The organism is Bacillus cytotoxicus NVH 391-98 (assembly GCF_000017425.1).
GTDB lineage: Bacteria > Bacillota > Bacilli > Bacillales > Bacillaceae_G > Bacillus_A > Bacillus_A cytotoxicus.
Window position 1 is genome coordinate 2730351 of the sequence record NC_009674.1, and the last position, 14682, is coordinate 2745032.

The 14682-nt window shown below is 36.2% G+C and carries 12 protein-coding genes; 3 read left to right on the forward strand and 9 right to left on the reverse strand.

The features are described from left to right. From ctaE to cyoE, 4 genes are all read right to left on the reverse strand, one after another. A complete protein-coding gene (gene ctaE / locus BCER98_RS13380; RefSeq protein WP_012095092.1) occupies window positions 1-624 on the reverse strand; it encodes a cytochrome c oxidase subunit III in 624 nt (207 codons plus the stop codon). Beyond that, window positions 624-2459: a cytochrome c oxidase subunit I gene (ctaD, locus tag BCER98_RS13385; RefSeq protein ID WP_176371946.1), complete on the reverse strand. Its 1836-nt coding sequence runs from the start codon at window positions 2457-2459 to the stop codon at window positions 624-626. Before ctaD ends, ctaE begins: the two co-directional genes overlap by 1 nt. A 62-nt stretch (window positions 2460-2521) precedes the next feature. Further along, complete coding sequence (gene coxB, locus BCER98_RS13390; protein ID WP_012095094.1) at window positions 2522-3571, reverse strand: cytochrome c oxidase subunit II; 1050 nt, start codon at window positions 3569-3571, stop codon at window positions 2522-2524. A 92-nt stretch (window positions 3572-3663) separates the two neighbouring features. Further along, window positions 3664-4587, reverse strand: coding sequence for a heme o synthase (cyoE, locus tag BCER98_RS13395; protein WP_041809950.1), 924 nt, complete (start codon window positions 4585-4587; stop codon window positions 3664-3666). Between the two features lie 498 nt (window positions 4588-5085). Here cyoE and BCER98_RS13400 point away from each other — a divergent pair, with 498 nt between their 5' ends. Next, on the forward strand, window positions 5086-6027 hold the full coding sequence (locus BCER98_RS13400) for a COX15/CtaA family protein (RefSeq protein WP_012095096.1): 942 nt from the start codon (window positions 5086-5088) through the stop codon (window positions 6025-6027). A 103-nt stretch (window positions 6028-6130) separates the two neighbouring features. Here BCER98_RS13400 and pyc read toward each other — a convergent pair whose 3' ends face one another. From pyc to BCER98_RS13415, 3 genes are all read right to left on the reverse strand, one after another. After that, entirely contained in the window at window positions 6131-9577 is a 3447-nt protein-coding gene (pyc, locus tag BCER98_RS13405) for a pyruvate carboxylase (RefSeq protein ID WP_012095097.1), read from the reverse strand. Between the two features lie 374 nt (window positions 9578-9951). Beyond that, a complete protein-coding gene (locus BCER98_RS13410) occupies window positions 9952-11127 on the reverse strand; it encodes an FtsW/RodA/SpoVE family cell cycle protein (protein ID WP_012095098.1) in 1176 nt (391 codons plus the stop codon). 128 nt (window positions 11128-11255) lie between these two features. Beyond that, window positions 11256-11540: a YlaN family protein gene (locus BCER98_RS13415; RefSeq protein ID WP_012095099.1), complete on the reverse strand. Its 285-nt coding sequence runs from the start codon at window positions 11538-11540 to the stop codon at window positions 11256-11258. A gap of 153 nt (window positions 11541-11693) precedes the next feature. Here BCER98_RS13415 and BCER98_RS13420 point away from each other — a divergent pair, with 153 nt between their 5' ends. Then, complete coding sequence (locus BCER98_RS13420) at window positions 11694-12191, forward strand: hypothetical protein (RefSeq protein WP_012095100.1); 498 nt, start codon at window positions 11694-11696, stop codon at window positions 12189-12191. A 77-nt stretch (window positions 12192-12268) separates the two neighbouring features. Here BCER98_RS13420 and BCER98_RS13425 read toward each other — a convergent pair whose 3' ends face one another. Next, complete coding sequence (locus BCER98_RS13425; RefSeq protein ID WP_012095101.1) at window positions 12269-13597, reverse strand: PhoH family protein; 1329 nt, start codon at window positions 13595-13597, stop codon at window positions 12269-12271. Window positions 13598-13820: 223 nt separating this feature from the next. After that, window positions 13821-14276 carry a pyridoxamine 5'-phosphate oxidase family protein gene (locus BCER98_RS13430; RefSeq protein ID WP_012095102.1) on the reverse strand — a complete coding sequence of 152 codons (456 nt, stop codon included), beginning with the start codon at window positions 14274-14276 and terminating at the stop codon, window positions 13821-13823. Window positions 14277-14417: 141 nt separating this feature from the next. Here BCER98_RS13430 and BCER98_RS13435 point away from each other — a divergent pair, with 141 nt between their 5' ends. Then, the gene (locus BCER98_RS13435) at window positions 14418-14618 is read left to right on the forward strand and encodes a YlaI family protein (protein WP_012095103.1); all 201 of its coding nucleotides are present in this window, start codon (window positions 14418-14420) and stop codon (window positions 14616-14618) included. Window positions 14619-14682: the final 64 nt, after the last annotated feature.

A 14682-nucleotide genomic window follows, 5' to 3' on the forward strand; every position in this document is an offset into this window, starting at 1 on the left:
TTATCCCACCATTCCCATCAAATATACTACAGTGAAAATAAACACCCAAACTACATCAATAAAGTGCCAATAAATAGATGCAACATAAAACTTTGGGGCATTATATAAATTTAAACCACGTTTCGCATTGCGAAAAATCAAAGTTAAAATCCAGCATAGTCCAAATAATACGTGTAATCCATGTGTACCAACTAACGCATAAAAAGCTGAACCAAATGCACTACTTCTCATAGTATGCTTAAATTCGTGCGCATAATGATAAAATTCATAAATTTCAAACCCTAGAAACCCTAAACCTAATAGCACTGTAACAAGTAACCAAAGCTGCATTTGTTTAAAATGAAAATTCTTCATATGATACATTGCATATACACTCGTTAAGCTACTTGTTAATAGAAGCATTGTCATAATAAACACAAGTGGCATTTGAAACATTTCTTGCGAAGAAGGACCGCCGTTTGTCGAATTTTTTAATGCTAAGTATGTTCCAAACAAGGAAGCGAACAATACTGTTTCGCCTCCAAGGAACAGCCAAAATCCGACAAACTTATTTTTTCCTTCGAGGGTTGCTTTTTCAGGCTCTGCTGGAAATGTTTCATTCGTTAATTTTCCCTCTACATGCATTATGCCGTGCCTCCCTTATCATCCAAGTCTTCTTTATGAATATGATAACCATGATCATCAATTATAGATCGGAAGAACATTGTACCAAATGTAATGATAAGCCCAATAATTGCTACCAAGAGCCAAAACTTATCTTTTCCACCTTGCATATACATTGCGCCAAATGCTGCTATAAATAAGCCAAGCGATATGACAAATGGTGAAAATGAAGCGTTTGGCATATGAATGTTACCAATAGGCTCTGCTGGTGTCATCGCTTTATTCCCATCACGTTTCTCAATCCAAAAAGGATCTAATCCACGGACAAACGGTAGTTGCTTAAAGTTATATTCTGGCGTAGGAGCAGGCATTGTCCACTCTAGCGTGCGACCATCCCATGGGTCACGCCCTGCTTGTTCTTTAGACACTGTCGTTTTCACAATGTTATATAAAAGAACTATTGTTCCAAGTCCCATAAACGCAGATCCAACCGAACTAATTAAGTTCCCCATTTCTAATCCTTGACCTGGTAAATACGTGTAATAACGGCGCGGCATACCAATTAACCCAAGGAAATGTTGAATAAAGAACGTTAAATGGAAACCGATAAAGAATAACCAAAATGTAACTTTCCCCAATGCTTCATTCAATACTTTGTTAAACATAAGAGGCCAATAATAATGCGCTCCTGCCAATAAACCAAACACAACGCCTCCAACGATTACGTAGTGAAAATGCGCTACAACGAAATAGTTATCATGGAACTGATAATCAGCTGGCGCAGAAGCAAGCATAACCCCTGTTACACCGCCCATTACAAATGATGGAATAAAACCAACAGCCCACATCATCGGTGTTGTAAAACGAATACTTCCTCCCCACATTGTAAAGAGCCAGTTAAAAATTTTAATTCCCGTCGGTACTGCAATTGCCATCGTCGCGACAGAAAAGATAGCATTAGCAACAGGGCCGAGACCAACTGTAAACATATGGTGCGCCCATACCATAAATCCTAAAAATCCAATTAAGACTGTTGCAAATACCATCGATGAATATCCGAATAATCGTTTTTTGGAAAAGGTCGCGAAGATTTCTGAGAATATTCCGAAAGCTGGAAGTATAAGAATGTACACTTCTGGGTGCCCAAAGATCCAGAATAAGTGCTCCCATATAATCGTATTCCCGCCCAAAGCTGGGTTGAAAAAACTTGTACCAAATAAACGATCTAACATAAGTAATCCTAATCCAACTGTTAACGGTGGGAAAGCGAATAAAATCAGTGAAGATGTGACAAATGTTGTCCATGTAAACATCGGCATTCGCATATACGTCATTCCTGGTGCACGCATATTAATAATAGTAACAAGAAAATTAATACCACCAATTAGCGTACCGAGACCTGATATTTGCAATCCCAATACATAAAAATCAATACCATGTCCTTTCGAAGCTAGCGATAACGATGCATACGATGTCCACCCTGCATCGGGAGCTCCTCCTAAAAACCAACTTAAGTTTAAAAATACGCCTCCAAAGAAAAATAACCAAAATCCAAGTGAGTTTAAAAATGGAAATGCTACATCACGCGCTCCAATTTGAAGCGGCACAGCAGCATTCATAAATGCAAACACAAGCGGCATAGCTGCGAGGAAAATCATTGTTGTACCGTGCATTGTTAATACTTGATTATAAGCATCTCCAACAAGAAAAGCATTGTTTGGAATTGCTAGTTGTAGACGGATAAATAGTGCTTCTATTCCGCCGATGATAAAAAATAATCCACCTGCAATTAAATAGAGAATGGCAATTTTTTTATGGTCTACTGTCGTTAAATAATCCCATATAACAGCACCCATCCCCTGTTTTTTTGCTACAGAACTCACGTCTTCAACCTCCCCTTCGCAAATAATAATCCCTATTATTTCTCAACTTTTAACGTCTTCAAATATGCATTTAATGCATCAACTTGGGCATCCGTTAAATTGCCATATTTGCCAGTCATTTTATTTCCCGGCTTCATATTTTCAGGATCCTTCAGCCATTTCTTCACATTTTCATCATTGTTTTCGGCAATGCCGGCAACCATATCGCGATCAGCGAAGTTTGCTAGGTTTGGTGCGATACGTGCAGAAGGTGGTCTACTATCATTTGATCCAACTGCATGACAACCAATACAGCTTTTATCAAATATTTCTTTACCTTCTTGCTCTTTTGTAGAAGCTACTTCTTTTTTGCCATCAATTTTCTTCATATCAGCAATCCAATTTTTGTACTCGCTTTCATTAACAGCTTTAACTTTAAATTGCATTAATGAATGTGATGGACCACAAAATTCTGTACAAAATCCATTATAAGTGCCCGCTTTATCTGCTTTTAACCACATTTTATTTACATTATCTGTATTCGTATCCATTTTTCCAGCTAATGATGGAACCCAGAACGAATGCTTAATGTCGGCACCTTTCAAATTTAAATAGACCTTCTTACCTGTGGGGATAACTAAATCTTGAGAAGTCACTATCTTTTCTGATTTATAAGAAAATTCCCACCAATAAAGATTCGCTGTTACATCAACAACGATTGTATCTTTATCGATATTCTTTTTCTCCATTGCACTTACATCAGCAAGTTTGAATGTATATGTAACCGTTGGAACAGCTAATATCAATAAAAGTAGAATCGGAATAACCGTCCAGATAATCTCTAGTTTGTGATTTCCTTCAACTTGCTGTGGAATGTAATCCTCCTGCCCTTTCCTTTGTCGGAAACGCACAATTACATACAAGAAAATAATAGTAACTACCAATACTACACCTACCATAATTGCACTTGCTAACAACAGTAAATCATATTGCATTTTCGCTACTTCACCTTGTGGAATTAAAGTAGATTGAAAGGCTTTACCGCATCCCCCTAACAGTAAAGCCATCAGTGAAACGAACGAAAACAGTCGCCACTGTTTCTTCATACAAACAACCCCCACTTTCTTTGTGAATTAGATTATACTTTATAATAAGTAAAGTAAATCTCAACGTAAAGAAATCCACTCGTGTCGTTGTCTTAGAAGAATGTAACTACAATCATTGACACAAATAAGATTGTCAAATAATTCAAGGAGTAGACAAACATTTGAACGGACCATTTGATGTCATCTTTCTTACGGAATCCATAGAATCCCAAAACAATCCATCCGATGTTAAGCAATGTTGCAATTATCATAAATGTTATGCCAAGCCCACTCATATAAAATGGTAATGGTAATAAACATACTGTCCAAATCATAATTTGGCGTTTTGTAATATCAAATCCATGAACAACCGGAAGCATTGGAATTCCTGCGTTTCGATATTCATCAACACGCTTCATCGCCAAAGCGAGGAAATGTGGGATTTGCCAAATAAACATAATCAAGAATAACATCCAAGCAATTGGATGATCTAAGCTAGGATGAATTGCCGCCCAACCAATTAAAGGTGGAACCGCTCCAGATACGCTACCTACCACTGTATTTAGCGTATATGCTCTTTTTGTCCACAAAGAATATAAAACAACATATGTGAAAGCACCAATAAAACCTATAAGTGCTGCCATCGCTGTTGTCAACAACAAAAATACAAATCCAAGAAGCAATAAAGTAACACCTAGCGTTAATACAAATCCAGGTTTATATTTTCCTGTTACCGTCGGACGGTTTTTTGTCCGTTCCATTAAGTGATCAATATCGCGATCAATATAGTTATTTAAGCTACATGACCCAGCCATAATGAGTGCGGAACCTACGATTGTAAAGAACATTTTATCTAAATGCTCTAAAGCATTCAACCCATTAAAATGTAGCGCTAACCAAAATCCAGTAAATACAGTTAATGTATTTGAATTGACAATCCCCATTTTAACGAGCGCTAATAAATCTTGTACACGCGTTGTCTCCGGTACATCTGTTACAGCTGACTCATCATGCAGCTCACTTGTTGCATGGTTCATCATTTCAACCCCCTCTTAAAACATTCGTCCTTCTTCTATGCTTAGACTCTCTAAAGCAGCGCGCTTCTATATGGCTATATTATTACAATAGAAATATTGTTAACTCATTCCACTGCTACTCTACGCTCATACTCCCATATATTAAATCATATTTTCCAAACATTTTGTGAAGAAAACATGAACTTTTTGTGTCGAATATTTAAAAACTTTTTCCGATTCATCCCTATCATAACATGATACTATTCTCTATAATAAACTATTTTGTCATATTTAGCATGCATTCTCTCTATTTCTTTTCATAATAAAAGTATTTTTCACTAAAATATGTATTTTTTATCCGTTTTTTCTTTTTGAACGCGTTTTATTCTATCTCTTCATGTCTTTGCTATTTTATTAGTTTTTATATATTATTAGGACTGTAATGCGTTTGGCCCTCCAAACGCAATCAGAATGAAAATATTTCACAATAACTTCATAACAGAAAGATGGTGAAAAAGATTGCAACGCTTTATTAAATGGTTAGCAGTCATTACAAGCCTAGACCTATTAGGTGTTCTACTAGGAGGAGCATTAGTTACAAAAACTGATTCTGGTCAAGGATGCGGTAAGTCGTGGCCACTTTGTAACGGTGAACTTGTTCCATCTAATCTATCAATGGAAACGATTATTGAGCTAAGTCACCGTTTAACATCCGGATCGGCAGGAATTCTCGTTACACTCCTTTGTATTTTATCTTGGAAATATTATAAGCATGTGCGCGAAACAAAACCGCTTGCTATTTTATCTTTTGTGTTTTTAGTTGCACAAGCATTAATGGGCGCAGCAGCTGTCGTTTGGGGACAAGTCCCTGCTGTACTAGCTATTCATTTTGGTATTTCCTTAATTTCGTTTGCCTCTGTTATTTTATTAGCTTGTCTCATTTTTGAAATCGATAAAAAATTTGATGCACGTTCTCTTATTATGGACAAAAAGATGAAATTCCATATTTATGGTGTAACAATTTACAGCTATCTTGTTGTCTATACAGGAGCTCTTGTACGTCATGAACGTGCAAGCTTAGCATGTCCAGAATTTCCGCTTTGTAGCAAAAATCGACCATGGCCGACTCAATTACATGAATGGGTGCAAATGGGGCATCGTGTTGCTGCAATCTTACTATTTGCTTGGATCGTATATGCAATGATTCTCGCTATTCGTCATTATAAACAGGAACGAGTAGTATACCTTGGATGGATTACTTCATTCATCCTTGTTACACTTCAAGCGATCGTAGGAATTTTAGTTGTATATACAAACGCTAGTCTTACAATGGCATTACTACACTCTCTCTTTATTTCATGTCTCTTTGCTGTATTATGTTATTTAGTCATGTTGGGAACAAGAAGTAAAGTAAATGCAAAACAAACGACATCAACAGAAAACAAACGATTCTTTTCATAAAGAAAACGAGCTGCTTTATCGCAGCTCGTTTTCTTTATGTTTATTATTTACAACGACGAATCCATGTTAGAAAAATTCAACTGACTTGTAGTTGTTTTTATCATTATTGTTCCAGTTCAATTAATAAATCTCCTGTTTGAATTGCATCTCCATCTTTCACGTACACTTTCTTCACTTTTCCATTAAACGGCGCTTGAACAGTTGTTTCCATTTTCATTGCTTCTGTAATTGCCATGGAATCACCTTTTTTGACTTCATCGCCTTCATTCACAACAACTTTAATAACTGTCCCTGGCATTGTTGCACTAATGTGATTTGGATTCTCGCGATTTCCTTTCACTCGTTGTGCAACTGTCGCCTTAATACTTTCATCCTTCACAACAATTTCACGAGGTTGTCCATTAAATTCAAAGTAAAGTACACGCGTTCCATCTGGTTGTGGTTCTCCAATTGAAACTAATTTCACCATCAATGTTTTACCTCGTTCAATTTCAACACCGATTTCTTCTCCAAGTCTCATACCATGGAAGAATGTTGGAGTATCCAGCACAGATACATCTCCATAAAGCCCTGCAACCTTCTCATAATCCATAAATACTTTTGGATATAACGCATATGCGACAACATCAAAAATTGTTACTTCGCGTCCTAGCTTATGGAATAACTCTTCTTTTAAAGCTTCAAAGTCCACGGGTTCTAATAATTCACCTGGTCTTACAGTTAACGGCTCTTTTCCTTTTAAGATAATTTTTTGTAATTCTTTTGGAAAACCACCATATGGCTGTCCAAGGTCACCAGAGAACATCTCAACAACTGAGCTTGGGAAATCTAAAGCATGACCACGTTCAAAAATGTCTTGTTCTGTCAGATGGTTTTGTACCATAAACAATGCCATATCCCCAACAACTTTTGATGACGGTGTTACCTTTACAATATCTCCGAACATATCATTCACGCGGCGATACATCACTTTTACTTCATCGAAACGATCTCCTAATCCAACTGCTTTCGCTTGTTGTTGCAAGTTACTATACTGACCGCCTGGCATTTCATGCATATATACCTCAGTATGTGGAGCATTCATACCACTTTCAAACGGAGCATAATATTTTCGTATATCTTCCCAGTAATGAGAAAGTTTTTCTAACGATTGAATATTGACATCTGGTTGTCTTTCATTTCCACCTAATGCGTAGTATAACGTATTTACACTTGGCTGTGACGTTAAGCCTGCCATAGAGCTTACTGCTACATCGACAATATCAACACCAGCTTCAATTGCTTTCGTATACGTTAAGATACCATTTCCACTCGTATCATGTGTATGAAGGTGAATTGGAATTGATACTGTGTCTTTTAAAGCTGAAACGAGGTCATAAGCCGCATTTGGCTTTAATAAGCCAGCCATATCTTTAATACCTAAAATATGAGCACCAGATGCTTCTAGTTCTTTTGCTAAGTCTTTATAGTATTGTAAATCGTATTTACTGCGCATTGGGTCATGAATATCCCCTGTATAGCACATTGTTGCTTCCGCAATCTTACCGCTATCTCGTACAGCATTAATAGCAATGCTCATACCTTCAACCCAGTTTAAACTATCAAATATGCGGAAAACATCAATACCAGCTTGCGCGGAACATTCTACAAACTTTTGAATGAGATTATCGGGATAGTTTTTGTAACCCACTGCATTTGCTGAACGAAGTAACATTTGGAATAATACATTCGGCATACTTTCACGAAGTTGCAGTAATCGTTCCCATGGATCTTCTTTCAAGAAACGGTATGCCACATCAAATGTAGCTCCTCCCCACATCTCTGTAGAGAATAAATTTGGTAACATTCTCGCCGTCGGCTCAGCAATTTGCATTAAATCCTTCGTACGAACACGCGTTGCTAATAGAGATTGATGGGCATCACGGAATGTTGTATCTGTTAACAATACACGTTTTTGATCTTGTACCCATTTTACAAGGCCATCTGCCCCATGCTTATCTAAAATTTGTTTTGTACCTGTTTGGATTGGTTCATAATGTTTTACATTTGGTATACGTGCATCTGGGAAAATCGGCTTTTCTTTTTTTCCTACTCCTGGGAAACCATTTACCGTTACTGTCCCGATATAGCTTAACATTTTTGTACCACGGTCTTTACGTTTCGGGAATACAAATAATTCAGGTGATGCATCTATAAATGATGTGTCATATTCTCCTGATAAGAAATTTTTATGCTTCACTACATTCTCTAAGAATGGAATATTTGTTTTAATACCACGAATACGGAATTCTTTTAAGTTACGCTCCATTTTTGCAGCAGCTTGTTCAAATGTAAGTGCCCAAGTTGTCACTTTTACAAGTAATGAATCATAGTACGGCGTAATAACTGCCCCTTGAAAGCTATTACCTGTGTCAAGACGAACACCGAATCCTCCCCCTGAACGGTATGCCATAATTTTTCCTGTATCAGGCATAAAGTTATTGAGCGGATCTTCTGTTGTTACACGTGATTGGATAGCATAACCATGAATGATGATATCTTCTTGTTTTGGTATGCTCATAATCTCGCTATGTAAAGTGTGGCCATCTGCAATTAAAATTTGTGATTGTACGATATCAATTCCTGTAACCATCTCTGTAATCGTATGTTCTACTTGTACACGTGGATTTACTTCGATGAAGTAAAAATCATCACCTTTCACAAGAAATTCCACCGTACCAGCATTTAAATAATTCACATTTTTTGTTAACTTCACTGCCGCCTCACAAATACGATGGCGCAGGTCATCCGAAAGTGACACACTTGGTGCAATTTCAACCACTTTTTGATGACGACGTTGTACAGAGCAATCTCGCTCATATAAATGAACGACATTTCCTTCTTCATCTGCTAATATTTGTACTTCTATATGCTTAGGCTTTTCAACAAATTTTTCAACATATACTTCATCGTTACCAAAAGCTGCTTTTGCTTCTGACTTTGCTCGATTATATGAGTCTTCCAGCTCATTATGATTACGAACAATACGCATACCTCTACCGCCACCACCAAGGGAAGCTTTAATCATAATTGGATACCCATATTTTGTCGCAAATTCTTCAACGTCTTCTAATGAATCCACAGGTCCGTCGCTACCAGGAATAACTGGAATATTTGCTAATTGCGCCTGTGTTCTTGCTTTTACCTTATCCCCAAACATATCTAGATGTTTGCTCTTCGGCCCAATAAAAATGATTCCCTCTTCTTCACAGCGTTTTGCAAATTGAATATTTTCTGATAAGAAGCCATAACCAGGATGAATCGCATCTACATTGTTATTTTTGGCAATTTCAATAATCCCTTCAATATCCAAGTAAGCATCAATCGGTTTCTTGCCTTCCCCCACTAAATAAGATTCATCCGCTTTATATCGATGATAAGAACGGCTATCTTCTTTTGAATAAATTGCAACTGTACTTAAACCAAGCTCTGCACAAGCTCTAAATACACGAATTGCAATTTCTCCACGGTTAGCTACCAATACTTTTTTAATGCGTTGCAGCTTTGTCATAATTTTCCCCTCTACTTTCCTACCACTCTAGAGATTACATAGATATACACCTTAAAGAGCGTGAAGTTCTTCACTTTCTTTTTCAATCTATATCTAGAAAGTTTTACTTTATTTTTATACATCATACCTTATTTTTCAACAAATGATAAGTTTTCTAATCAATTTGTTTCATAAAAATAGTATAGCATACCTTTCCATATTGTAACACCCTTTTTGTATAACACATTTAAATAAAAACGACATACTTTTATTGTTTAAAAACAAAAAGCATAACACTTTTACTTATAATAAAAGAGGTTACCCTAAAAATATGACTTTTAGGACAACCTCTTTTCTGGAAATTATAATGTTGTAATACTCATGATTCTTTCACTCTACTTCACCACAACAAGATGCGGTTCTCTTTTCTCTCTTTCTGATTCCACTTCACTTCGTTGTTTCTCTTGCTGTTTCACATGGCTACTTATATTACATAATATGCCCATTGCAATTAAATTCGCCGTTAAAGAACTACCACCGTAACTGACAAATGGTAAAGGTACACCAGTAAGCGGGATTACGCCCGACATACCACCAACATTAACAAACGTTTGAACACCAATTAAACTAGCAAGTCCAATTGCAATTAAACTACCAAAAGGATCTTTACATTTTTGTGCAATTCGAAATGCGCGAATGATAATAAGTAACAAACTAATTAAAACAATCGCTACCCCGATAAAACCAAGTTCCTCAGATATGATTGCCATAATAAAGTCTGTTTGTGGTTCTGGTAAATACCCATATTTTTGTATACTATTACTTAGCCCCTTACCATGTAGACCTCCTGAAGCAATGGCAACATAGGAATTTATGAGCTGAAATCCATCCCCTTGTGGATCTGCAAATGGATCAAGAAACACAGCAAAACGAGCTTTTTGGTATTCGCTAAGCATATGATTCCCTATAAAATACAGAGCAGGAATCCAAACGATGGAGGTTAATGCAAGTCGTTTTATCCATATGTTAATGCGAACGCCTGAGCAAAGGAACATACTTCCTACCATGCCCACAATTAATATATCAGTTCCTAAATCATTTTGCTTTAAAATAATAAACATGATCAAACCAACAACAAACAATGTAAGTGCGGAACCTTGAAAAACCGGCGTATCCGTCTCTTGTTTCTTTGCAAAAAAACGAGCTAATAAAATAATAACGAATATTTTCACGAATTCTGCCGGCTGTATTCCTAATATCCAGCCTCTTGCACCGTTTACCTCTTTACCAAAAACGTAAGCCGCTGCTAATAATCCTATACTTCCTAAACCCATTAATACGACAATAATTCTTTTTCTCCAAAGTCTATACGGAATAATCGAAATAAAAACGAAGACGATTCCTCCAATAGCTAAAATGAATAATTGTTTATTAAAAAAGAAGTTCGCTGGTTTATTCTTCATAATCGCAACGATGGAGCTAGCACTGTATACCATTATAACTCCCAATACACATAAAATAATAAGAGGAAGTAATAATGAATAGTCCATTCTTTTCCATATTTTTTTCATTTCATTTCCTCTTTCTATTTTCATTTTAATTATTGTTGTATTCCATATGTGTATATTGTCTTCCTGCTTTATAGACAAATAAAAAGCTCAAACTGATTCAGTTTGAGCCCCTTTATTTGAACCCGTCATCATTTTTTATTTGTAAATGCTTCATGAAGTGCTGATAATTCCCGTTCAAGCTCTCCTAACATCTCTTTTCCTTGTTCTTCAGAAATAAGATCAAGACGAACCGCAAAGTCAACCTCACGGGATAAACCAAACATTTGTGTATCTAGCACTTCTTCATATAATGGACACTGCGGCATCGTAAGGTGGTCCATTTGTACCTTAATAAGTCTTAAAATCTTCTCCGCATCCGCTTGTAGAAGGGCAAGTGCCTTTTCCTGATGATTTGTTACTGTCTCAGACGCCAAATTGATTCCCTCCGTTTCCGTCCTACTCTCCTATCCTATCTATTAATATTAGCGATAGTTTTGACAAATTGCAATAGAAACATTTTTTGTGACATCCTTGTCTAATCCTATTATACTGAAAAGTGGGAGTATAATACAAATGGGGGAACAACAATGAGCGAAATTTTGTTTATTAGTGGAAAAGTTCGTTTTCCACTTACGATTGATCCAAGCGTTTGGATCTTTGATGATCGAAAAGTAGACTTAACAACTTACTTTCATGAACCACAACAAGAAACATCTGAATTAGAAACATATTTAAAGCATACTTCTGAACATTGGGATCGAGAGATTCGTGATGGAGCAGCTTTCCCACCAATTCAAAAAAGCGTCAAAAAATTTAAAAAGGAAAAACTTATTACAGGAACTTTCGGAATGCCATTTCAACCTTTTCTTAAAAACGCGGAAGTTATGAACGGTGTGACGAAGATAAAAATAGAAACACTTCATGATGAAATTACATTGCCGCTAGAACAAGCAAAAGATGCCATTCTTGGTTTTTCAAAAGATGGGAAACCACTGAGAGAAGACGGGCCTGTTCATCTTTATTTTGGAGATGGCTCGAATCAAAATAATCCCATTCGAAATATCCGGAAATTCATAATTATATGAGTAATACTCTGTATTCCATCACAAGTGATTCTTTCCTGTTTTGACAAAAAGGAGTAGGGATAATCCCCTACTCCTTTTTACAATAAATCCGCTGCTAATTGAGCTAAATTAGACCGCTCACCTTTCACAAACTTCACATGACCGCTAATTTTTTGTTCCTTCAGTTTCTCAACCACATATGTTAAACCATTATTATATTCATCTAAATAAGGATGGTCAATTTGCTGCGGGTCTCCCATTAATACGATCTTACTCTTTTCTCCTACCCTTGTTAAAATCGTCTTCACTTCATGCTTTGTTAAGTTTTGCGCTTCATCGATAATAATAAATTGATCTGGAATACTTCTTCCTCTTATATACGTCAGTGCCTCTACTTCAATTGAGCCCATACCGGCTAATATAGCATCTAATTCTCCTGGCTTTTTTGTATTGAATAAATATTCAAGATTATCAAAAATCGGTTGCATCCACGGTCTCAACTTTTCCTCTTTTTCACCTGGCAAATAACCGATATCTTTCCCCACAGGAACAATAGGCCTTGCTACAAGGAGCTTTTTATACAATCCTAAATCTTCTGTTTGCATAAGCCCAGCAGCTAAAGCAAGCAATGTTTTCCCTGTCCCCGCTTTTCCTGTTAAAGTAACTAACGGAATATCTTCTCGCAACAACAATTCTAACCCCATAATTTGTTGTACATTGCGCGGACGTATTCCCCAAACTTGTTCATTATGAAACACTAACTTTTTCACTTTTTTCCCTGAACTATCTACAATGCCAAGTGCAGAGCTTGATCCACCAAGCGCATCTTTCATCACAATAAACTGATTGGGATAAAACGGATGATTCGCAATTTCCGATAAAGGAAGTTCTCCTTTTTCATAAAAATAATCCAATTGTACTTTTGATATGTAACCTTCTAAAAAACCTGAATATATATTCTCCACTTCAATAACTCGATCGCTTAAATAATCTTCAGCTTGCAGCCCTAAGGCATCCGCCTTTACTCTGACAAGGACATCCTTACTGACTAAAATAACCGGCTTTCCATTCTCTTTTTCTTGCTCTTCTAATGATAAATTTTTTGCCACTGCTAAAATGCGATTATCATTTGTTTTTTCTACAAAAATATCTTGCAGTTGAACAAATGAACGATGATTTAACTCAATCCGAAATGTTCCTCCATTTTCAAGAGGAATACTGTCATATAATTTTCCAAGCTCACGAAATTTATCAATTAACTTAGATACATAGCGAGCATTTCGTCCAACTTCATCCATATAGCGTTTTTTCGAATCAACCTCTTCTAATACAACTGCTGGAATCACTACTTCATTTGTTTCAAAAGAAAAAATAGATAACGGATCTTGTAAAAGTACATTCGTATCTAACACGTAGATTTTATCCAACCTGTTACCCCCTGACTCCACTTTTAAGTTTGTAGAACAAGGGTTTCATCCATAATATGGACGAACCATTGTTATAATTATATGTACCGTATAAACGAGGTAGAATCGAAATTCATATAAATTTAATTTTTCTTCCTCTTCAATTTAGAAAACAAATCAAAATTTATAACCTATAAGAAGACAAAAGTTACCTATTCACTCGCTGAAGTACATATAATCACCTTTATAATTCTTTCATACCCGTCAGCACTTGATTATCTAATTTTTTAGCCGCTCGTAAATCATATGTCTTCTCAAAAGTTGGTTCAGTAGCAAGTCTTGCCCCATAAAACATCACATCACGAACCTCTTGTATCGCTACCTCTATCACTGTTAATTTCAATGGAATTCCTTCCATCTTTTCAGTTATAAACTTTGCTTCGCCGCTTATGGAAAATACGGATTCATTCGCCATGATTGTTAATACAATTCCTGTATTGTGACGCAAATTTTCCACAATACGCGAGCGCTGATCAACAGCAAAACGAATACTTTCTTCACTCATTGCATATACCCATGAAATAGCACTTACATTAGGAATCTTTTTTTCAAAATCAACTGTAGCAACTGTAACAATATTCTCTCTACGTAAAATTCGTATTAAAGATTCTGATAATTTAAGCTCTACTACATTCGCCATATTTCCACCTCCAAGTTTTTCTTATCTTTATGATAACTTATTTTTAGAATTGCGAAAATATTATTTTTTTCCTCTATATCTCAAAAACATTGAACTTACATGATATACTTATATCGATAGAACTTGTATTGAGGTGACGAAATGAGAGTCAAATGCATGATTTGCGATAAGAAAGATAAGCTAGATGATGAAAATCCTTTGGCTAAAAAGCTTCGTAACCGCCCAATTCATACATATCTGTGTCCAGAATGTACAGAACGTATTGCAGAACGTACAATGAAACGTCACGCAACCGGAAAGTTTCATTTATACCAAGATAAAACAGTAGAAGATGAGTGGTAATATAAATAAGTCCTTAATCATTCAGATAAGGGCTTATTTATATTTCTCTGGTTCCCAATTTATC